Source organism: Sarcina sp. DSM 11001 (assembly GCF_900101015.1).
GTDB lineage: Bacteria > Bacillota > Clostridia > Lachnospirales > Lachnospiraceae > CAG-791.
Map to the genome: position 1 here is coordinate 1 of NZ_FNFZ01000009.1, position 20912 is coordinate 20912.

The following is a 20912-nucleotide window of genomic DNA, read 5'->3' on the forward strand; positions in this document are numbered from 1 at the left end:
ACTCTTGCCTTTGAGGTAACCCATAAAGCTGGAGATACTGTATTTGGGTGGCAACTCGATGCAAAGGTGTACATGGTCAACGCAAACAGCCCCAGCGGTAATCTTGACCTTCTTGTATTCACACAGTGTCTTGATTATCTCCCGGACGTCTTGCTTGACTTTCCCATACATAACCTTTCTACGATATTTTGGAATAAAGACCACATGGTATTGGCATTTCCACCTCGTATGTGATAGACTTTGGTTGTCCATTTGGACCGCCTCCTTTGCTATATGATGTGGCTTGCGAGACCATCATCATTATAGCAAAGGAGGCTTTCTGCTGATCGTCACAACGCTACTGCTTATTCCATTCTCCCCAGCATAGCTGGGGGATTAGGACAGTTCATTTATGATGATTTTCTATTTATAATGAAACGATCGATCAGTACATCCGCAGCGATTCCGGTCAGAATCCCGATGAGTATTCCTGCGAGGACATCCGTCGGGAAGTGGACATACAAATACAGTCTTGAAAAAGCGATCAGGGCAGCCAGGATCAGGGCCGGAATCCCCCAGCGCCGGTTGTGGCGGAAAATGATGACGGCTGCAGTGAATCCCGCAACGGAATGTCCGGACGGGAATGAAAAGTCCCTGGGAATCCTGATCAGCATTTCCATCCCCTCGTTGATCCAGCAGGGCCGGGGCCGGGCAATTAACTTTTTCAACCCCACTGACCAGAGAAGAAATCCGCCTGCAAGCCCCGCAAGCATTTTCATCCCGCAGCGCCGCCGGGGTTTCCACAAAAGGAACAGAATTGCAAGCAGAATCCAGAACAAGCCGGCCTCGCCAAGAAAGGTGATCTTTGGCATGAGCCAGTCCAACCATGGTGTCCGCATATTCTGCTGTATCCAGTCAAGAATCTGAAAGTCGATCTGTTGTATAGCTTCAAACATAATACCCTTTTTTTCTCCTGTTCATCACATTAAGATATTCATTCCATGTCGAATGTTCTTTCGCGAGCGAAAAAATTCTGTTATCAGACAAACATAAGCATCATAAAAGACTTTGCCGGATTAATCAACATCTTTTTCTTTCCGATGCATGCAAGGTCTCTCCCCACGTCTTTCCTTGTCTGCAGACTCTCCTGACATGCACTCCTTTTGAAACCATAGCAGGCAAAACTTGAATCTACATTGAAAAGCGCAGAAAAACAGATCTTTTTCAGCAGATTCTATACGGCCTGGTCTGTACGTCTGGTATATATCCACTATTTTAATTGAAAACACACTGTTTCCTGTTGTATATTTACCCTGTTATATTTTTCCCCCTTATATTCACCCTGTAAGGTATCAATTGATGTGGCCTGCTGAAAATCCGGGGCCGCATTGTGAAAGGATCTGCTTAATGAATACAAGTCTGCTCCTGATGAATAAGCTGTTCTCCATGATGCTTATCGCGGCAGTCGGCTTTACAACAGTCCGCACCGGCCTTCTGGATGCAGAGGACAGCAAGCGGGTAGCGAAGCTTTCGCTTTACGCTCTGGGTCCCTGCCTGATCATCTCGGCTCTGCAGGTGGAGCTCACTCCGGAGCGGCTGCATGGCTACATCGCCGCCCTGGTCTTTTCCCTCCTGGTGCAGACTGGCTTTATCGGCCTGGGAAGCCTCCTCCGCAGGCTGGGTTTTATCAATGTCGTTGAGGAAATGTCCGTCATTTACACCAACTGCGGAAACCTCATTCTCCCGATCATCAGTATGACAATGGGACCGGAAATGGTATTTTACGGCAGTGCCTACCAGCTCACCTTCAACCTGCTGTTCTGGACACATTGTAACACACAGATGAGGGGCGACAGCAGAATCATCTGGAAAGATGTCCTCCGCAATCCCAATGTGATCGCCTTTCTGATCGGGATCTTCCTCCTGCTGACCGGGATCCCTCTTCCGGGCCCGGTCGGGACGGCCGTGGATATGATGGCAAGCGCGATCGGTGCCGTCTCCATGCTTGTGATCGGCATGTCGCTGGCCGGAGGAAGCCTGAAAGAGATCATGACTTTCCGGAGGGCTTATCCCATCCTATTGATCCGCCTGATCATCTTCCCGCTTCTCGCTTTAGGTGTCCTGTACGTCAGCGGTTTTCTACCGCGCCATCCGGAATTTATCCCTGTCCTGCGCATCTCTTTTCTGGCCATTGCCGCGCCTCCCGCGGCCAATGTGCCCCAGCTTGCCGCTCTCTATGACAGAGATCCGGTTCCTGCAGGCATTTACAATATGCTTGGCAATTTGTTCTGTATCCTCACCATACCGCTGATCGACCTGGCTTTTTCCACTTTGTTCCTGTAACGCCGGTCTAAAGTCAAGGATACTGCGCGATGCAGATCCAAGACTCGCTCGCAAGTCTTACACCCCGCGTGAGGTTTTCCCTTTTACGCGTGTATTCCATGTATGAAAACATGGGGATTTTTCTCGATGAAGAATATAATATTCCTCGATGAAGGATATAAATGAAGAATATAAATAGAAAGAGGCCTCTTTTTCCGCCGAGATCAGCGTTAAAGAGGTCTCTTTCGTTATGCTGTTGAATAGTCACATTATGCTATTGAATAATCACTGCCGTAAACCAGCTGCCCTGAACTCATCGGCGCCTGTCTCTGTTATGCAGGAGTCCGTCACCCGTTGCAGAGTTCCTTGTATTTCTTGATGATGTCTACAATGATGTAGGCAATATCGTTCTCAGATGTATCGTAATACAGGTCGTAGGATTCGGGCACCCCCCACTTTCTTCCGGTGTGCTTCTCATAATATGCCTTCCGGGAGCTGTCCTTGCGTTCTGTCAGCTCGGCACATTCTTCTTTTGAAAACCCCTGGAGGCGGCAGGTTCTGGCGATCCGTTGGGACAGAGGGGCAGCGATAAAAATGCTCAGCACTTTGTAGCCTGCTTTGCGCAGCGCTTCGTCCGCGCACCGCCCGACAAAAAGCGCCCCCTCTTTTTCCGCCAGCTGGCAGATCACTTCCTGCTGAAGCTGGAACACAGTTTCCTCCAGTGTATCCTCGACCTCCGCGTTCTTGTCAAAGGAAAAGGGATTCTGGATCATCTCGTCCATTTCGCGGATGTGCTCCACATGGAGATCGCCTCTCTGGGCAGCAAGCAGAATCAGTTCATTATCATAATAAGACAAGCCGAGACGGTTTGCGAGATACTCGCCGATTTTGTGTCCTCCGCTGCCAAACTGTCTGCCGATCGTAATCATGACCTTCTCCATCTTGTCCTCCTTTTCAGCTGTCATAAGGCGCATTTTTCTTTACTGAGGTTTCGGGTCTGGCTCACTGCTTTAATCATTTTCCAGCAGATAGCGCTGCACACTTGTCACGGCATTGGCCCCGTCCGCGACGGCGGTGACTACCTGACGGAGCTGTTTGGCGCGCACATCCCCCGCGGCAAATACGCCGGGGATACTGGTCTCGCAGTCTTCGCCGGCTACAATATAACCGCCGGCATTGGTCTTGATCCCGGTCCCGACAAAGCCGGAGCGGGGTGTGATCCCGACTGCAATGAAGACACCGTCAGTGTCGATCACGCGCTCGGAGCCATCGTTTTTATTGACTGCAGTGACAGAAGAAACCTTACCTTTGTTCCCGGACTCCGGACTGCCCTCATTGATGGACTTGAGGTTGGAATCCCAGACCATTTCAACGTTGGGCAGGGCAAACAGAGCCGTCTGCAGCGTCTTCACGGCGCGGAGCTCGTCACGGCGGTGCACCACATAGACTTTCTCACAGCCCCGGGCAAGGAAAATGGCATCTTCAACGGCAACATCTCCGCCGCCTACGACAACTGTGGTCTTTCCCCGGTAAAAAGCGCCGTCACAAGTGGCGCAGTAGGACACGCCCCGGCCCGCCAGGGCTTCTTCTCCCGGGACCCCCAGATGACTGTGGGCGGCGCCGGAGGCGATGATGACCGCTCTGGCTTCAAAGGTACCCTCGTCCGTTATGACCTTTTTGATCTTTCCTTCGAGATCCAGACCTTCCACAGAGGCATTGATCACCTCCGCGCCGAGCTTCTCCGCGTGATCCGCCATTCTCTGGGCGAGATCCATCCCCGACAGTCCCGGCAGTCCCGGATAATTATCGATCTCGTAGGTATCGATGATCTGTCCCCCGTTGACAAAATTCTCCTCGATCAGGATATAATCGAGTTCAGCCCGGGAAGCATAGATCGCGGCAGAAAGACCTGCAGGTCCCGCGCCGATAATGATCAGATCATGCATAATACACTCCTCTCAGATATGTTTCGGAACTGTTTCGTCACGCATTAGCCTCAAACTTCTGCTTCATAGCAGGCTTCGGCACTGCCCCGATCACTTCGTCGACGACCTGTCCGCCCTTGAAAAACTTCATGTTCGGGATGCTCATGACGCCATACTTCATAGCCAGCTCTGAATTCTCATCCACATTGATCTTGCCGACCTTGATCTTTCCCTCATATTCGTCCGCCAGCTTGTCGATCACAGGGGACATCATCTTGCAGGGACCGCACCAGTCCGCATAAAAATCAACAAATACAGGGATAGAACTGTTCAGAACCTCTGCCTCAAAATTTTCAGCTGTAAATGTGTAAACCATTTTTCACCAATCCTTTCTTGAATCGTAATCATTACATCTTAGTTGTGAATCATAATTGTTGAATCATAATTGTTGGATCGTAACCACTGCATCGTAATTGTGAATCGCAATTATTGGATTGAAATTGTTGCATCGTAAATGTTGAATCGTAACCGCTGCATCGTAACTATTGAATCGCGATTGTTGATAACATAAAACAGAGAGCATAAAACAAAAGCCAGATAATTCAACCGCCAATACTGTTGTCATTGTCTCTGACAGCGGGCCCCCTGCCGGTCTTTTGCAGACCGGACACAAAATCCCGCCGGTTATCTTAAACGCAATTAAATTGTTTACAATTTAATTATACATATCCGCCTCTGTTTGTCAACAACCGTTTTCCGGTCAGAGGCTTCCCTCCTGCACCGCTGTTATATTTCTTTATATATATTGTATCTTTTTTCTCTTCTGCGGTAAACAGGAAGTAGTCCGGAAAAATAACATGCGGGAATACCGGTTACTTTTATGACCGGCAAAGGCAGTTTAAAGTTTTTTATATAAATCGTTCCATATGGTTTACAAACCTGTTACAATATGGATATGTGTGAAAATTTCGCACGCGCCAAATCACTGTAAGATCGGAACTGTCGGTCATATATTCAGGAGGGAGAATTGTGGGAATATCAGACGTAATTGCTCTTTTATGCGGAGTTGCCATGTTTCTGTTCGGCATGTCTCTGATGGGAGACGGCCTCAAGAAGCTCTCCGGCGATAAGCTGGAACCTATCCTCTACAAGCTTTCCGGTACGCCCCTTCGCGGAGTGCTGCTGGGCACCGGGGTCACGGCAGTGATCCAGTCCTCGTCAGCCACCGCCGTCATGATCGTCGGCTTTGTCAGTGCAGGCATGATGAAAGTGGCACAGGGAATCAGTGTCATTCTGGGAGCGATCCTGGGAACAAGTATCACCGGCTGGGTGATCTGCCTTAGCTATCTCGATTCCGGGAGCGGACTCGCGGAGCTCCTTTCCACCGCAACACTGACAGGAATCGTTGCAGTGATCGGAATCCTGATGCGCATGACAGCAAAGAAGCCGTCCGGCCGCCATGTTGGGGACATCCTGATGGGATTCGTTGTCCTGATGAGAGGCATGAGCATGATGAGCGGCTCTGTGAGCGGCCTTGGCAGCGACCCCCGTTTTGTCTCCGCCCTCACTACCATGTCCAACCCTGTACTGGGTATTCTCATCGGAGCACTGTTCACAGCCGTCCTGCAGTCCGCCTCCGCAGGTGTTGGTATTTTGCAGGCCCTGTCCGTTACAGGCGCCATCCAGCTTGAACAGGCCGTTCCCATTCTCCTGGGAATTTCTATCGGTGCCGCAGCGCCTGTCATGCTCACAGCACTCGGCGCCAATACGAACGGCAAACGTGTGGCAGCCGTTTATCCGATCGCGACCATACTGGGTACCATCGTCGTCTCCGCTGTGTTTTACACCGCGAATGCGATCCTGCACTTCCCGTTTATGACCAACGTCATGAATCCTTTTTCCATAGCAGGTGTCAATTCCATCATACGTCTTTTCATGGTCATCCTGCTCTTTCCCTTCGTGAACCTCATTCACACTCTTGTCCAGAATCTGGTCAAAGAGAAAAAGGACGAAAATGAGATCCCCGCTGTCCATCTGGAAGAGATGCTGCTCAAACATCCTGCCATGGCTTTGGAGCAGTGCCGTATCACCATCAATGAAATGGCCACTCACACGCGGAGAAGCGTAATGCTTGCCCTGGAAATGGTCCGGCATCCTGAAATCGATCATATAGAAGAGATCAGGAAGCTGGAACAGGCGATGGACGATTATCAGGACGCACTCGGGACCTATCTCGTCAAGCTGACAGGACAGGAAATGACGATCGAACAGCAGGAATACGTCTCAAAATACCTGCACACCATCTCGGACCTTGAGCTCATTTCGGACCAGGCTCTGGTCATCGCCATCGGATGTGAGAAGGCCCGCGAAAAATTCGGAAGCTTTTCCGGCGACGCAGGCCACGAGCTGGAAGTCATGGCCTCCGCTGTGGAAAAGGCTGTCGATCTTGCCACACAGGCCTTTACAGACAACGATCTGAGTATTGCCGAGCGGATCGAGCCTCTTGAGGAGCTCATCGACAACCTCTGCGATACCATGAAGCTCAATCATGTGGACCGCCTGCAGAAAAAGGTCTGCACGATCGCCCAGGGCTTTGTCTTTAACGATATCATCAGCGGCTGTGAGCGTATATCCGACCACTGCTCCAATATCGCCATTGCCATGATCGTCCTGGGACATGATTCCTATGATATGCACGAATACCTCACAAACCTGCACGAGGAACGCAGCTCTGTCTATGAGCATTATTATGAGGAATACAAGAAGGAATTCGATATCAGCGTCGTGTCCTCCATAGACAGATCCGCCGCTCCTTTCGTCGAAGCATCCTCCACGGGATTCGGATACGCCCCCGTCGAATAAAGCGGATAAGATTTCGACACCGACAGGTTATTTCAGTCAATAGTTCAGTTTATAAAGGCCATGCTCACCGGAAACATGATCCGGCCGGCATGGCCTTTTGCAGCCCTGCCGGATTCATGCTATAATGCAGATTACTGTGTTGCACTCTGTACAAACTCTCTGCCCTCCCATGCACGGGAACGGCGCTGAACACTGTTATGCCCATATCTGTGAAGCTTCCGGTGTTTGAAGGCCCGCTGGACCTTCTCCTTCACCTGATTGAAAAAAACAAAATAGACATCTACGATATTCCGATCACAAAGATCACCGACCAGTACCTCGAGTATGTGCACCAGATGGACCGCGAGGACATGGACGTGACCAGCGAGTTCCTGGTCATGGCCGCGACCCTTCTGGATATCAAGAGCCGCATGCTTCTTCCCCGGGAAGTAGACAGTGAGACCGGCGAGGAAGAAGCCGATCCCCGTGAAGAGCTGGTCCAGCGGCTGCTGGAATACAAGATGTATAAATATCTCTCCGAAGAGCTTTCTGTCTGCCGGGAACAGGCCGGTGTGCGCTACTTCCGCTCGCGGAACCTGCCGCGGGAGGTTCGCACCTACCAGCCGCCCATTGACTACGGCCAGCTTTTGAAAGGAACCGATCTGAACAGCCTGCAGAAGGTATTCGGAGAGGTCCTGCGCAGAAAAAAAAGCAGGCGGGATCCAATCCGGGGCGGTTTCGGAAAGATCCGGCCCGAAGAGGTCAATATCGAATCCAAATCTCTCTATATCCGTGCTTACCTGAAAGTACATCCCCGCACGGATTTCAGAGCCCTTCTTGAGTCCCAGGAGAGCCGGGAAGAAGTCATTGTGACCTTTCTCATACTTCTGGAACTGATGAAAACGCAGAAAGTGCAGATCGTACAGGATTCCATCGGAGGAAAGATCCTGATCGAGACCGTCCCGTCCGACCGTACACCCGCCTCCGCTGAGGCTGCACCGGAGGAAACTGCGGATGTTGTCTTAACCGGGAGCCCTGAACAAGCTTCCCAGACAGACGAAGATGAAGACAGGCTGACGGCAGACAGCCCGCAGGCAGATGAAGATCGTCCGCTGAAAGAAGCTGCGCCAGAGGGCGGAGAGTTGTCTAAAGATGCTCCTGTTCAGGCAGATGAAGAACCGCTGCCGGAAGGTCCTGCTCAGGCAGACGAAGGAATAGAAAAGGAAAACCCTCCCCGTAATTCCAGCATGCCTCTCCTCGCGTTTCGTGATGCAAAAGTCATTGAAACCGCTGTTCCAATGCCCCTTCCGCCTTTAACACTGCCTGAGGAGATTAAAACACCTCTCTTCCAGGATGAAACCGTTTCTGACCTTCAGGAGACGGACTTCTCTGTCCTCCGGGATGAGGATTTCCTTCCCAACCTTCAGGAATCAGACCCGTCTGATCTTCAGGAAGAAGAGGCTCCTGTCCCTGCGGGGACAGATACTTCCCTTTTCCAGGATCAGAACACCTCCGGTCTTCAGGAAGGAGACGCTCCTGTCCCTGCGGGGGCAGAGGATTCCAGCCCTCAGGAGGCAGAAAACTGCCCGGATGACTGTTCCCCCGCCGCTTTCCTGCACTTTTCCGATCGTCTGTGGCACGGAAAGCTTCCGCGGTACAGTGGACTCGGCGGCCGCAGAGGCAGCGTTCCGGGAACCGCCCCCTCGTCTTCTTTCCGCGGCTTTGCGGGTTCCCGCCGGATGCGGTGTGAAGATCCTGCCTGGGAAGAAAAACGTCTTATGCGCAGATGGGGTCATCCGTGATGACCAGGATGGGCAAAAAACGACGCCCCGCGACAGGCAGGGCGTCGTACCTATAATAATCATTCAAGACTTGCTCGCGAGTCTTGCTCGCCGGATGCGGCAGCGAACGCAAGAGAAAGGATCTGTTCATGACACAGAAGAAAGACTCTCCAAAGGCCTCAAAAGGCTTCTCCCATCCCGATTATGACAGCAAAGTCCTGCAGTGCTTTCTGGATAAGCAGCTCCAGCTTTTTCCGGAAAAGGTAGCTTCCACTCCGGAGGAAGCGGCAGATTTTCTGGAAATGTGCTTCGCTGTTGTCGTCAGATCCAAAAGAGAAGTCCGGGCTTATTTTGAAGAAGCCGGCACAGATATAGAAGGAGAAGACCTCTTCTCCGCGGCGGAAGTCTTTGCTGTCGGCGACGGCAGATATCTGATCGTGGAAGGCTGATCATGTGGTCTTCTCTTTATCCCGGCGGATCAGGGAGCGCACGGCTTCAATGGCGACGCGGACAGCCAGATCCGTATCATGGACGACAGGGTTAGGGAGCCCCAGCTTCTCCCTCTCCTGATTGGCTACGACCAGCAGGCAGGTTCCCGCCCGGGCGTGGAGCTTTGCGGCGACTATATACATGGCGGCGGATTCCATCTCCGATGCCAGGCATCCCAGCATTTTCCAGGCTTCCCATTTGCGGGTCAGTTCATAACCAACGGGCATTTTTTCCGGCTCGTGCTGTCCAAAAAAAGAATCCTTGCACTGGACAACACCCGTGTGGCAGGGCGCTTCCAGCTTTTCCGCTGCCTGAACCAATGCATTGACCACTTCCAGCGAAGGGACCGAAGGGTATTCGATCGGGGCATATTCCCGGCTCGTCCCTTCCATACGAACGGCGCCGGTCGCGATGACGATATCCCCGCTCCTGACCTCCGTCTGCATTCCTCCGCATGTCCCGACTCTGACAAAAGTATCTGCTCCGCAGAGGCTCAGTTCCTCCATCGCGATAGATGTTGAAGGACCCCCGATCCCGGTCGAAGTGACACTGACCTTTTCCCCGTCCAGAAATCCCGTATAGGTCACATACTCCCTGCTGTCGGCGATCAATTGCGCATCCTGAAAATACTTTGCGATCTTTATGCACCGCTTGGGGTCTCCCGGCATGAGGACATACCGTCCGACATCCCCTTTTCCCACCTGAGTGTGGTACTGCTTTGACTGATCTTCCGAATAATTCTTCATTTTCTACCCCCTTTTTTATCTGACTGCCCGTGATATCACTTTTGACCTTAGTATCATTATATCAGATATCCGCGTATTCAAACTCAAAATACTGCAGATCAGTAACGTCTTAACAGCCCGTTACAGTCCAGACCGTCCCCTCCTTTGTCTTTTTAATATTGTAAAGTATAAAAATTAGCATTATAATATGCGATGATATTTTACAAGCCTATTTATCATACAGGAGGTAACATGTTATGAAAAAGTTCTGGAAAACCACTCTGGCAGTTGCCATGTCTGCATTCATGGCAGCTTCCCTGGCAGCCTGCGGCGGCAGCAGCAGTTCCAGCAGCGCACCGGCGAATACCGAATCTGAAGCTCCCTCCGGAGCCATCAAAATCGGCGGATCCGGTCCTCTGACAGGTCCCGCAGCAGTTTACGGCAACGCTGTAAAGACAGCAGCCGAGATGGCTGTTGAGGAAGTCAACGCCAAGGGCGGTGTACAGTTCGAGCTTCAGTTTGAAGATGACAAGCACGATGCTGAAGAGGCAGCGACAGCATTCGGTACCCTGATGGACGGCAAGATGCAGATCTCCCTCGCGACGGTCACCTCCGCCCCCGGCGCTGCAGTTGCTCCTCTTTATCAGGAAAATCAGATCTTTGCCATCACTCCTTCCGGATCCAGCCCTTCCGTTATCTATGCGGACGGCGAGGGACAGACAGGCGCATACGGAAACGTTTTCCAGATGTGCTTCTCCGATCCTAACCAGGGTTCCGGAAGCGCGACCTACATCGCAGCCCATCCCGACCTCGGCACCAAGGTCGCTGTCATCTATAAGAACGATGATCCCTATTCCAAGGGCATCTTCGACACCTTCAAAGCCCAGTCCGCAACAGAAGGCCTCGAGATCGTTTATGAAGGCACCTTCAAGGGTGAAGAGAGCGACTTCAACGTACAGCTGAAGGATGCACAGTCTGCAGGGGCTGATCTCCTCTTCCTGCCCATCTACTACACCCCTGCTTCCCAGATCCTGACCCAGGCCAATACAATGGGTTACAAGCCCACTATCTTCGGTGTGGACGGCATGGATGGAATCCTCGGCGTGGAAGGCTTTGACACTTCCCTTGCAGAAGGTGTCTACCTGCTCACTCCCTTCGTTGCCAATGCAGAGGATGAGCTGACCAAGACTTTCGTGGAAAATTACAAGGCAAAAGCAGGCGAAGTCCCGAACCAGTTCGCGGCAGATGCTTATGACTGCGTCTATGCCATGGCACAGGCCTGCGAGGCTGCCGGCATCACCGCTGACATGAGCAACGACGAGATCTGCACAAAGATGGTCGAGCAGTTCACTTCAATGACTTTCAACGGCCTCACCGGCTCAGACATGACCTGGAATGAGAACGGCGAAGTCACCAAGGCCCCCAAGGCTATGATCATCGAAAACGGCGAGTATGTCCCTGCTGCAGAATAATCAAGAATAATCAATCAGAAACAGAAATAGAACCTTTGCTGCAAAACCGCAGCTCCCGAAAAACTCCCGGATCGTTCACGGTCCGGGAGTTTTATCCTTGTGTTTCACCATTGCGTTCCATTAGTAAGCGTCAAATAGTTAGTGTCTAGATTTTCCTGTCAGAGATGATCTTGTAGATCATTTCTGACAGATTGTATCGCCACATTCAATATCTACAAAAAATGTCATCATTTTTTGTAGACTCCGCAAAAGCCTTCACTTGATGGCGGATCAGGATGCCCGTCTTTTTCTACGTTTTGGCGTAAGCGGCTTCTCCTGATCCTCACCAACTGATCTGGCGGCGATCAGACGGATCTGTGCCTCTTCGTATTTCCGGTACCTATCACACCAGGGCACCATGTCCTCCAGAAAGCTGCGGCCTTCCTCCTCCATGTGCTTAGGCATTTCTTCCAGAAGGTACTTCAGGTAGTAGTAAGGATTGGCGCCATTGGCTTTTGCTGTCTCGATAAGGGAATACACGATGACCGTGGCTTCGGCTCCGTCCGGTGTGTTGCAGAACAGCCAGTTGCGGCGCCCCACGCACAGATTTTTGAAGCTGCGTTCACAGAATCCGTTATCGATGGGGATATGCGGGTCTTCAAGAAACTGCCGGAGATAAGGCTCCTGGTTGACCGAGTAGCTGACAGCGTCCCTGAATGTGGCGGAGAGTGCGGGATCCTTGAGATCGAAACTGTGTATAAAGTCGAAGTATGCGTCCACTTTCGGGCGTACGTCAGACTGGCGGCGCAGATGCCGTTCATCCGGAGACTGTTCTTTCAGCGGGTTTTCCTGCATATAGATCTCTGCGATCAGCTGTATCGCCTTAGTTTCAGGAAGGCTGTTCACAGCCTCTTCAGTCATCCCGCTGATATCGACGACCTGAAGGGCATTTGCAAACCGCCGTCTCGCATGCATGAAGCAGCCACTGATGATGACCGATCCATCCATCTCCTTTTCATAGGTATGATACGAAGTATACGCATCGCATGAGATGAAGCGTTTCCCCTGGTCCTTGGAATAGTAGGAACGGAGATGGTCCGTGTGGCGGGTCATCTCATAGCAGTAGATGAAGATCTTCCTTTCTTCCGACAGCTCGCTTGTGACATGTGCCCAGATGTAGCTTACAGTCCCTGCGCTCCGGCCGTCCCGGATGACGGTAAGGGTCGTTTCATCGCACTGATGGTATGGCTGGTTTTTATTCAAGGCTGACAGAAAGTCATATACCGGTGCCAGAAGGTCCAGGCTGAGATTTACGCACCAGTTGGACATGGTCTGCCTGGATATGATCACCCCTTCTCTGGCCATGTCCTGTGACTGCCGGTAGAAAGGGAGAGAGAGGCAGAACTTATTATAGAAGATCTCAGCGAGCAGGGACGGGGACACATAGCTGTTCCAGAGCAGCACGTTCCGGTGGGGGACAGACTTCATCATGTGTTCCAGCCCGATGGAAATGACCGGGGCATAGGCTTCCCTGACATAACGAACGGTCCTCTGGCTCTCTATGGTCCGGCGGCACCGCCAGAACGCAATGCGCCAATTTCCCTCGCCATAGGTCTCATTGAGTTCCTCAATGTTCAGTTCAAACTCTTTCACGTGCGGAAGACTGGAAAAGTTTGCAGAACGGGTGCCCTTCTTTTTACCGGTCCCATGCTTTCTGCCAGTACAGGAAGGGCCGTCATGTGCATCCTCTTTCCCATCTCCTCCGGATCCGTCCTTTTTCTCGTCGGATGCGTCTTCATCCAGCGGGTCATCCGGACTGCCCTGGAGACATGATCTCAGGATATCATCTGCCTTCTCAGTGCTGCGTCCGAAGACATCCTTTGTCCTGAGTGTGGACTTTGCAGTCAGGCGCTCGTTTTCCTCCTTCAGGAAACGGTTTTCTGATTCCAGCCCCCGGACGGTATCCTGCATCTGGCTGAACTGGAGCGACATCTCCGTGATCCCGCGCGATGTTTCGTCCAGACGGATCTGCGCAGCGCGCAGTTCCCCCATGAGGCGGCAGGCAGTCTCTATGAGCTCTTCGCGGCTTTTTGTCTGCAGTTCCTCACGGAACAGGATCTCATCAGCAGTCACGGCGGCACCCTCCCTTACAGCACGATCAGTCCTGTGCCGGGCTCTCGTCCGCACAGAGCATCTGTACTTTGTGGATGATCCTCTGGAGCCTGCCGTTCTGTTCCCTTAGGGAACGGATCTCGGCATTCTGGCTGCTGATAACGGCTTCCTTTTCCAGGATGCGCTGCTGCAGGTCGCTGATCTGTGCTGTCAGGGCAGACAGGGCCTGGTCCTGCCGGACATCCTGGTCCGGATCCTTTTTCTTCCTTCCGCGCTTTCCGGTCGGGATGATCTCCCCGGTCTCCGGATCGAGTTTCCCGATCACCCGGCGCTTTGAGCGGGACTGCCCCTTTTCCGCGTCCCAGTAACTCGTTGACTCATAAACATAAGTAGTATCTGTATCCTTGTGGTACTGTTTGATGATCGCCATAATTCACCTCCATGTGACATTTTAACTATCTCTATTATATCACTTATTGGAGAATTATGCAATAACAAAGTGACATTTATTTTAAAAAATATGTCACACCCCGGGGAAATGGTCCCGGAGATCCGCGCCCTTGTCACTTGCGTTTTCTGCCGGACTTTCCCGTTTTGGGACCGCGTCTTACAGTTCCTTCCAATGTAAACCCGCTCATCAGGAGGCGGTACTGCTCCGGCGTTATGTCACGTGCTTCAGCGGAATCCCTTGGCCACTGGAAACGGCCGTCAAAGGAAAGGCGTTTATAAATGAGTACAAAACCGTCACCTTCCCATAAAAGTTATTCCGATGTTTTAGTTATTCCGACCTATTGGCTGTAAATACAAGATATTTTAGAGAATCGGTTGAAAAATATCGGAATAAGTAATTCCCTATCTGTATCAATTAAATACAGGAGGGACAACCTATGAAAGCAACAAACAACTATCCTGAGTGGGATACAATCGCAGAAAACTTGAAGGCAGGGCTTGGTTATTCAGAAGCCACACTAAAAAGGACAAGATATACTTATCAAGTTTTCAAACGGGATTTCTGTGATGATTATAACGGAGGTGATGCAGAAAACATAATAAGACATGGAATCGAGCGGACAGGCAATGCTTTTGAAACAGGAAGCATTTCAAAGGACAAACTCCTTCGGATCAGGAGATTGGCATTCCGTATGCTTCAGTTTATTGAAAACGGACATATCACCTGGGAACGTGCGCCATTATTCGGACAACCGCACGGAAGCACTGAAAATGAAGCTTTACTGGCTGCCTATGTTTCAACTGAAAAAAGTGAGAGCAGGCATGCGGAGTCTATAATTAAGCGTGATGAGAACATCATAAGACAATATATCCTTTATGCGGAAGAGAACGGGATCAGCATCCTTAAGGCTGATGCATGTAACCTCATTGCTTTTTTATCACACATGAAAAAACTCCGGCCGGCTGGAATAAAAAGCACAGCGTCAGCGCTAAAGCATTTTTATCTGTACCTGATCGAAAGCGGAAAAGTACAGCCCGGCATACTTGCTGCAATAAAAGCATGGGATACGCCACATAAAAGAATATACGGGATCTTTTCAGACGCTGATAAGCGAAAACTGGCGGCGGCTCCAGACAGAAGTTCAGATGTCGGAAAACGTGACAAGGCTGTCATAATGCTGGCAATTGACTGCGGTTTAAGAAGTTCTGATATATGCAACCTGAAGCTGACGGATATTGACTGGCGTACGGCTTCACTGAATATCATTCAGAAAAAAACAGGCACCCAGATATCAGTTCCATTCTCATATGAGAGCGGAGACGCCCTGGCTGATTATATCCTGAACGCCAGGGGGCCTTCACCGTTGCCCTATGTGTTTTTAAAAAAGTCATATTTTGACAGTGCTATGACATCTGCCCTTCTGTGCCAGCGGCTTAAAAAGCTTATGGAAAAAGCCGGAATAACCCGTCCTGCATCGGAGAAAATCAACATGCATACTTTCCGGAGAAGCCTGGGAACTTCACTGGTAGATTCTGGGGAAAACCTTGAAATGGTAGCACAGATCCTGGGCCATAAGGACAAGGAGGCAACGAAAGGGTACATCTCTGTTTCAGAACGAATGCTTCGGCTTTGTGCCCTCCCTATGCCTGAGTTGAACGAAAGGGAGGAGCACCATGATCAGAATGAAGTTTGAGAGCGCCCTCCGGCAGAAAGAAGAAGCATTCATTAAGTTTAAAAAGGACTTTGGCCATGTGTATGATTCCCAGACATATCATTTACTGGATTTTGACAGGTTCTGTCTTGCGGAGTATCCGGAAGAAGACTCACTGACAGAAGACATGGTAATGAGATGGTCTGTCATCAAAGATACTGAAACTTCAAACGGGTACATTTCAAGGATAACAACAGTACGCCAGTTCGGCAAATACCTTGCTATGATGGGAGAAGATGCTTTTATTCTTCCCGAAGGGCTGAAGGGCGGAGATATGCCACTCATGCCATACATATTTTCCAGTGAATCTCTTAGGGATTTTTTCCTGTATACGGATACGATGGACCGGTATTACCAGTCAACGGTCCGGCACATAGTAGCCCCTGTCATGTTCAGGTACATGTACTGCTGTGGACTGCGTCCTATCGAAGCAAGACGCATGGACCGGGAAGACGTAAACCTTAAAACAGGAAGAATATTTGTAAGAGAATCTAAATATAACAAGGAAAGGGTTATTTACGCGCCGGATGAACTGCTGTCTCTTACGCGAGACTATCTTGGTAAGATAGCAGCTGTTTTTCCTGGAAGTGCTGCACTGTTTGTGGACAGGAAGGGGGGGCGACTTTCTAAAGACGCACACCAATACCTTTTTGAGCATTGTCGCGATGGTTCAGGGATAAAGGAGTCCGGCACAAAAAGGCCAAACATGTACAGCTTTCGTCATTCCTTTGCAACCCATCGTATATACCAGTGGCATAAGGACGGCAAAGATATCAGTTCACTTCTCCCCGGATTAAGTGCATATATGGGGCATACAAGGTACCAGCATACCCTGTATTACCTTCATTTTCTGCCGGAACTTTTCTCTGATATGGCGGGGTTCGATCTTGAGCAGTTCTCAGAAATCATACCGGGGGTGACTGGTGATGACTGATGAAAGCAGGAAAATGTTTGAAAAGATACGGGCATTCCTGACCGTATACATGCCAAAACAGCGTGGATTGAGCAGCTATACAATAAAGTCCTACAAACAATGTATAAACCAGTTTCTGACTTATATTACACAAAAAAAGAAGGTCCGATATGATGAAATATCATTCAGGAATTGGGATGCTTCTACAATAAGCGACTATCTTGTCTACCTTGAAAATGAAAGGAATGTGTCGGCTTCTACCAGGAACCAGCGCCTGTTTGCAATACGTTCATTCCTGAAATATGCCAGGATATCCAATCCGGAGCTGATGGCATTGTCAATGGAAGCATCCGGGATCTTGACCGCAAAAGAAGCCGGGGAGCCGGTTGCGTTTCTGAGTGAGAAGGCTATGGAGGTCCTTCTCCGGCAGCCGGATGACAGCACCAGGATCGGACTCAGGGATATGTGTTTTATGGTTACCATGTATGATACTGCCGCAAGGGACTGCGAAATGCTGAACCTCCGTCTGAATTCACTGGACCTTAATGAAGGATGTCCAAAAGTAAGGCTTGAAGGAAAAGGCAATAAAGTCAGGCAGGTGCTGCTCATGAAGAAGACTGCCAGTCATTTAAAAAGATACATCAGCGTATTCCACTCCGAGGATACAAAGAAAGAAGACTGGCTGTTTTATACAGTTGCACACGGAATACGGAACAAAATGTCTGATGACAACGTAGCGAGGTTTTTGAAAAAATATACAGCCATGGCAAAAGCGGAATGTGAAGAAGTACCAGCCAAAGTAACACCACATCAATTTCGCCATTCCCGTGCGATGCACTTGTATCGCCATGGAATGCCGCTTCAGCTTTTGGCTGAGTATATGGGACATGCATCAGTTATATCAACTCGGATTTACGCATATGCGGATACAGAAATGAAACGAGCTGCAATTGAAAAATGCCAGGGAAGAAATGCTGCAGCAACAGATCTTCCTGAATGGAAGAATAATGATGAGCTTATCAAAAAACTGTATGGCCTTGCGTAAATAACTTATTCCGATAGAATCGAGATCATAACATGATTCATATATGTTTTTCTTGATTCTGTCGGAATAACTAAAACATCGGAATAACTTTTATAATTCCGATGTCGGAATTACAGCAGTCCTTTAAATCTGTCGGCCCGTGTGCCGCAGAAGAGGAAAAGCGTACCTTCTTCCATGGGGTCCAGTCCGTAGTGAAGGCTGACGATGGACTTCAGTCCATCGATCCCCTTGCGAAGGTCGGTCCGGCCGCACCGGAGTATGATCTTTTTGATACCGGAAGCTTCCTTAAGCATTTCTCACGGCCCTCAGGACTGTGGAAAGAGTGGATTCACTTACCCCTTCTGTGACAAAGATCCTGCAGTCACTGCATTGAAGGACAAGACCTTTTCCCGTCTGGCGGTAAGCTGAAGAGTCTGCCATATCTCTGACTGACTGGAGATCCACCTCTACAAACCTGTTATCAGGCAGGGATCCGGAGAGACTTACTGAGAGCTCCTGTTTCTCGGACAGGTGATGCCCAGTGCTTTCAGTCTGCCAGATACGATGCTGCCAGTAGTAGAGTTTACGTTCGGAGATCCCGTTAGCCTTACACCAGGCACGTTTGCTCATGCCGCTTGTGTTGGCTTCGGCCAGGATCTTTTTCCACTCCGCAAGGCGGAATTCCTTCGTTTTCTTTAACATCTCCCTGCCTCCATTGATAGAATCATTAGTCAATTGATTCTATCAAAGACAGGGTTCTCGAAACAGACAACAACTATTTGACGCTTACTTCCATTATTCTGTTTCTCATTCTGTTTCTCATTCTGTTTTCCATTCTGTTTCTCATCCTGTTTCTCCGTCTGTGTTTTCCATTCTGTTTCTCATCCTGTTTCTCCGTCTGTGTTTTCTATTCTGTCTCATCATTTTTGTTTCACCAATGTGATTTACCATAATTATCACTATTTTTTTGTTTATCGTTTTTCCATAGAGGAAATACGTGCTATAATAGTCCCTAATCGGGTTTATACAGGCCTTTTTTTCTGAGCATTTTTGTACATTCTGTTTCTTTTTTACAGGAAATCTGTACTTTTTTGCAAAAATCTTGTACTGTTTCCGGAAAACAAGCCTGATGACCTTATTATAAAATCTGAAAGAGGGGAACTGATCAACAATGAGATTTCTGTCCAATCTGGTAACCGGCCTGGGGCTCGGAAGCGTATACGCAATCATTGCCCTTGGATACACAATGGTCTATGGCATTGCCAAGATGCTGAATTTCGCTCACGGTGATGTCATCATGGTAGGCGCCTACATCGCCTTCTTCGCACTGAACCGCTTCAGCCTCCCGCTGATTCCCGGAATTCTGGTGGCTGTTCTGGGATGTACGGTTCTCGGAGTCGTCATAGAGCGGCTCGCCTACAAGCCTCTGCGGCAGGCGTCCAGCCTTGCCGTCCTGATCACTGCGATCGGCGTAAGTTATTTTCTGCAGAACGGAGCCCAGCTTCTGTGGAGCGCTTCCCCCAAGATGTTCCCTGCGATCATCTCCTCCGGTGCGCTGAAGATCGGGAATCTGTCCATCGCTTATCTGACCCTGGTCACGATCGCAACCTGCATCGTTGTCATGATCTGCCTGACGCTCTTCATCAACAGAACCAAAACGGGAAGCGCCATGAGAGCCTGTTCCGAGGATAAAGATGCCGCGAGACTGATGGGCATCAATGTGAACGGCATCATCTCCCTCACCTTTGCCATCGGCTCGGGTCTTGCCGCTGTGGCGGCTGTACTCCTGTGCGCCAACTACCCTACTGTCACTCCTACGCTCGGATCCATGCCCGGCATCAAGGCCTTCACGGCCGCTGTCTTCGGCGGGATCGGTTCTATTCCCGGAGCCCTGCTGGGCGGACTGCTGCTGGGGATCATCGAGATCCTCTCCAAAGCCTATATTTCCACACAGTTGTCCGATGTCATCGTCTTCGGCGTGCTGATCGTCATCCTTCTGGTGAAGCCCGCCGGGCTTCTCGGCAAGAAGATCAACGAAAAGGTTTAAGGCCCCGGACGGGCAGACAGGGAGTTTAATATTATGAAAAATAGTAAAGGAATCTTCGGCTATCTTCTGGACAGCAGACATCGCAGCAGAACGATCTCCTATACAATGGTGATCGCCGCATATATCATTCTGGAGGTGCTCCTCCATTCAGGAAGTCTTTCTAATCTGTTTCAGGGCCTGCTGGTCCCCGCCACCTGTTATCTGGTCGCGGCGATCGGCCTTAACCTCAACGTCGGCGTTTCCGGCGAACTTAATCTGGGACAGGCGGGATTCATGGCAGTCGGTGCCTTTTCCGGTGTCTGTGTCTCCGGCCTGCTGGCAGGAACCCTTCCGGCCATCCCCCGTCTGATCCTTGCGATCATCGTGGGCATGCTGCTCACCGCGGGAGTAGGCTTCCTCATCGGTATCCCGGTCCTGAAGCTCCAGGGCGACTACCTCGCCATCGTCACACTGGCTTTCGGCCAGATCGTAATGAATCTGATCATGAACCTGTACGTCGCCTTTGACAGCACGGGGATCAAGGTCAGCTTTGTGGAGAGCAGATTTGATCTTGAACCGGGCGGGAAATTTCTGATCAACGGCCCCATGGGCGCCACCGGAACAGAGAGGATCGCCACCTTCACGGCCGGCACCATTCTCGTCCTCTTTGCCCTGGTCGTCGTCTACAACCTGATCTACTCCAGGAACGGCCGCGCGATCATGGCTGCCCGCGACAACAGGATCGCCGCGGAATCGATCGGCATCAACATCGCCAACACCAAAATGATGGCCTTTGTGATCTCCGCTGCCCTCGCAGGCGCTGCGGGCGCGCTCTACGGCCTCAACTATTCCACCATGGTCGCCAGCAAATTCGACTATAATACATCGATCCTGATCCTGGTCTATGTCGTCCTCGGCGGACTCGGCAATATTAACGGCACACTGATCTCGACCGTTGTGCTCTTCCTGCTGCCTCAGCTTCTGCGCGGACTGCAGGATTACCGCATGCTGATCTATGCCGTGATCCTCATCGTGATCATGCTTGTCACAAATAATAATGTGCTGAAAACAAAAATGGGATCCCTGCGCAGGAAAAAGGCATAAATTGTCTGCGGATGACTTGACTTGTTGATCCGCGTTCTGCAGCCGGCAAAAGAGTATT

The 20912-nt window shown here is 50.4% G+C and carries 20 protein-coding genes; 10 read left to right on the forward strand and 10 right to left on the reverse strand.

The genetic code is table 11. From position 1 onward, the window contains the following. Nucleotides 1–252 (reverse strand): IS200/IS605 family transposase (gene tnpA, locus BLT02_RS05985; RefSeq protein ID WP_139187447.1); only part of this gene is annotated, 252 nt, incomplete at its 3' end. A 137-nt stretch (nt 253–389) separates the two neighbouring features. Further along, on the reverse strand, nt 390–935 hold the full coding sequence (locus tag BLT02_RS05990; protein WP_347474910.1) for a phosphatase PAP2 family protein: 546 nt from the start codon (nt 933–935) through the stop codon (nt 390–392). 451 nt (nt 936–1386) lie between these two features. On the opposite strand from BLT02_RS05990, the gene BLT02_RS05995 reads away from it, so the two are divergent. Further along, nucleotides 1387–2322 (forward strand): AEC family transporter, encoded by a 936-nt coding sequence (locus BLT02_RS05995; RefSeq protein ID WP_175453715.1) that lies wholly within the window; start codon nt 1387–1389, stop codon nt 2320–2322. 326 nt (nt 2323–2648) lie between these two features. Here BLT02_RS05995 and BLT02_RS06000 read toward each other — a convergent pair whose 3' ends face one another. The 3 genes from BLT02_RS06000 to trxA are packed head-to-tail and all read right to left on the reverse strand — an operon-like array spanning nt 2649 to nt 4602. Next, a complete protein-coding gene (locus BLT02_RS06000) occupies nt 2649–3266 on the reverse strand; it encodes a cytidylate kinase-like family protein (protein WP_175453716.1) in 618 nt (205 codons plus the stop codon). 45 nt (nt 3267–3311) lie between these two features. Then, complete coding sequence (gene trxB, locus BLT02_RS06005) at nt 3312–4247, reverse strand: thioredoxin-disulfide reductase (RefSeq protein ID WP_092992565.1); 936 nt, start codon at nt 4245–4247, stop codon at nt 3312–3314. A 37-nt stretch (nt 4248–4284) separates the two neighbouring features. Next, on the reverse strand, nt 4285–4602 hold the full coding sequence (gene trxA / locus BLT02_RS06010) for a thioredoxin (RefSeq protein ID WP_092992567.1): 318 nt from the start codon (nt 4600–4602) through the stop codon (nt 4285–4287). Between the two features lie 653 nt (nt 4603–5255). On the opposite strand from trxA, the gene BLT02_RS06015 reads away from it, so the two are divergent. From BLT02_RS06015 to BLT02_RS06025, 3 genes are all read left to right on the forward strand, one after another. Further along, nucleotides 5256–7088 (forward strand): Na/Pi cotransporter family protein, encoded by a 1833-nt coding sequence (locus tag BLT02_RS06015; RefSeq protein ID WP_139187449.1) that lies wholly within the window; start codon nt 5256–5258, stop codon nt 7086–7088. Nucleotides 7089–7285: 197 nt separating this feature from the next. Next, entirely contained in the window at nt 7286–8869 is a 1584-nt protein-coding gene (locus BLT02_RS18200) for a segregation and condensation protein A (protein ID WP_092992571.1), read from the forward strand. A gap of 128 nt (nt 8870–8997) precedes the next feature. Continuing rightward, complete coding sequence (locus tag BLT02_RS06025; RefSeq protein WP_092992573.1) at nt 8998–9297, forward strand: glyoxalase; 300 nt, start codon at nt 8998–9000, stop codon at nt 9295–9297. Here the strand turns inward: BLT02_RS06025 and udp are convergent, their stop codons facing one another. Continuing rightward, nucleotides 9298–10083, reverse strand: coding sequence for a uridine phosphorylase (gene udp / locus BLT02_RS06030; RefSeq protein ID WP_092992575.1), 786 nt, complete (start codon nt 10081–10083; stop codon nt 9298–9300). 236 nt (nt 10084–10319) lie between these two features. On the opposite strand from udp, the gene BLT02_RS06035 reads away from it, so the two are divergent. Next, entirely contained in the window at nt 10320–11534 is a 1215-nt protein-coding gene (locus BLT02_RS06035; protein ID WP_092992577.1) for an ABC transporter substrate-binding protein, read from the forward strand. 270 nt (nt 11535–11804) lie between these two features. Here the strand turns inward: BLT02_RS06035 and BLT02_RS06040 are convergent, their stop codons facing one another. Both BLT02_RS06040 and BLT02_RS06045 read right to left on the reverse strand, forming a co-directional pair. Beyond that, nucleotides 11805–13646 carry an IS66 family transposase gene (locus BLT02_RS06040; protein ID WP_092992579.1) on the reverse strand — a complete coding sequence of 614 codons (1842 nt, stop codon included), beginning with the start codon at nt 13644–13646 and terminating at the stop codon, nt 11805–11807. A 25-nt stretch (nt 13647–13671) separates the two neighbouring features. After that, on the reverse strand, nt 13672–14055 hold the full coding sequence (locus tag BLT02_RS06045; protein WP_092992581.1) for a hypothetical protein: 384 nt from the start codon (nt 14053–14055) through the stop codon (nt 13672–13674). Nucleotides 14056–14512: 457 nt separating this feature from the next. Between BLT02_RS06045 and BLT02_RS06055 the strand changes: the two genes are divergently transcribed. From BLT02_RS06055 to BLT02_RS06065, 3 genes are read left to right on the forward strand one after another with little or no spacing between them, the layout of a single operon-like run. After that, the gene (locus tag BLT02_RS06055) at nt 14513–15769 is read left to right on the forward strand and encodes a tyrosine-type recombinase/integrase (RefSeq protein ID WP_092992583.1); all 1257 of its coding nucleotides are present in this window, start codon (nt 14513–14515) and stop codon (nt 15767–15769) included. Further along, the gene (locus BLT02_RS06060; protein WP_092992585.1) at nt 15750–16721 is read left to right on the forward strand and encodes a tyrosine-type recombinase/integrase; all 972 of its coding nucleotides are present in this window, start codon (nt 15750–15752) and stop codon (nt 16719–16721) included. The genes BLT02_RS06055 and BLT02_RS06060 overlap by 20 nt, the downstream gene beginning before the upstream one ends. Then, a complete protein-coding gene (locus BLT02_RS06065) occupies nt 16714–17745 on the forward strand; it encodes a tyrosine-type recombinase/integrase (RefSeq protein WP_092992587.1) in 1032 nt (343 codons plus the stop codon). The genes BLT02_RS06060 and BLT02_RS06065 overlap by 8 nt, the downstream gene beginning before the upstream one ends. Nucleotides 17746–17855: 110 nt before the next feature. On the opposite strand, the gene tnpB is transcribed toward BLT02_RS06065, so the two are convergent. Continuing rightward, the gene (gene tnpB / locus BLT02_RS06070; protein ID WP_092992589.1) at nt 17856–18038 is read right to left on the reverse strand and encodes an IS66 family insertion sequence element accessory protein TnpB; all 183 of its coding nucleotides are present in this window, start codon (nt 18036–18038) and stop codon (nt 17856–17858) included. Continuing rightward, nucleotides 18031–18426: an IS66 family insertion sequence element accessory protein TnpA gene (locus BLT02_RS06075; protein ID WP_092992591.1), complete on the reverse strand. Its 396-nt coding sequence runs from the start codon at nt 18424–18426 to the stop codon at nt 18031–18033. The genes tnpB and BLT02_RS06075 overlap by 8 nt, the downstream gene beginning before the upstream one ends. 469 nt (nt 18427–18895) lie before the next feature. Between BLT02_RS06075 and BLT02_RS06080 the strand changes: the two genes are divergently transcribed. Both BLT02_RS06080 and BLT02_RS06085 read left to right on the forward strand, forming a co-directional pair. Continuing rightward, on the forward strand, nt 18896–19771 hold the full coding sequence (locus tag BLT02_RS06080) for a branched-chain amino acid ABC transporter permease (RefSeq protein WP_092992593.1): 876 nt from the start codon (nt 18896–18898) through the stop codon (nt 19769–19771). A 33-nt stretch (nt 19772–19804) separates the two neighbouring features. Further along, nucleotides 19805–20854 carry a branched-chain amino acid ABC transporter permease gene (locus BLT02_RS06085; protein ID WP_092992595.1) on the forward strand — a complete coding sequence of 350 codons (1050 nt, stop codon included), beginning with the start codon at nt 19805–19807 and terminating at the stop codon, nt 20852–20854. Nucleotides 20855–20912: the final 58 nt, after the last annotated feature.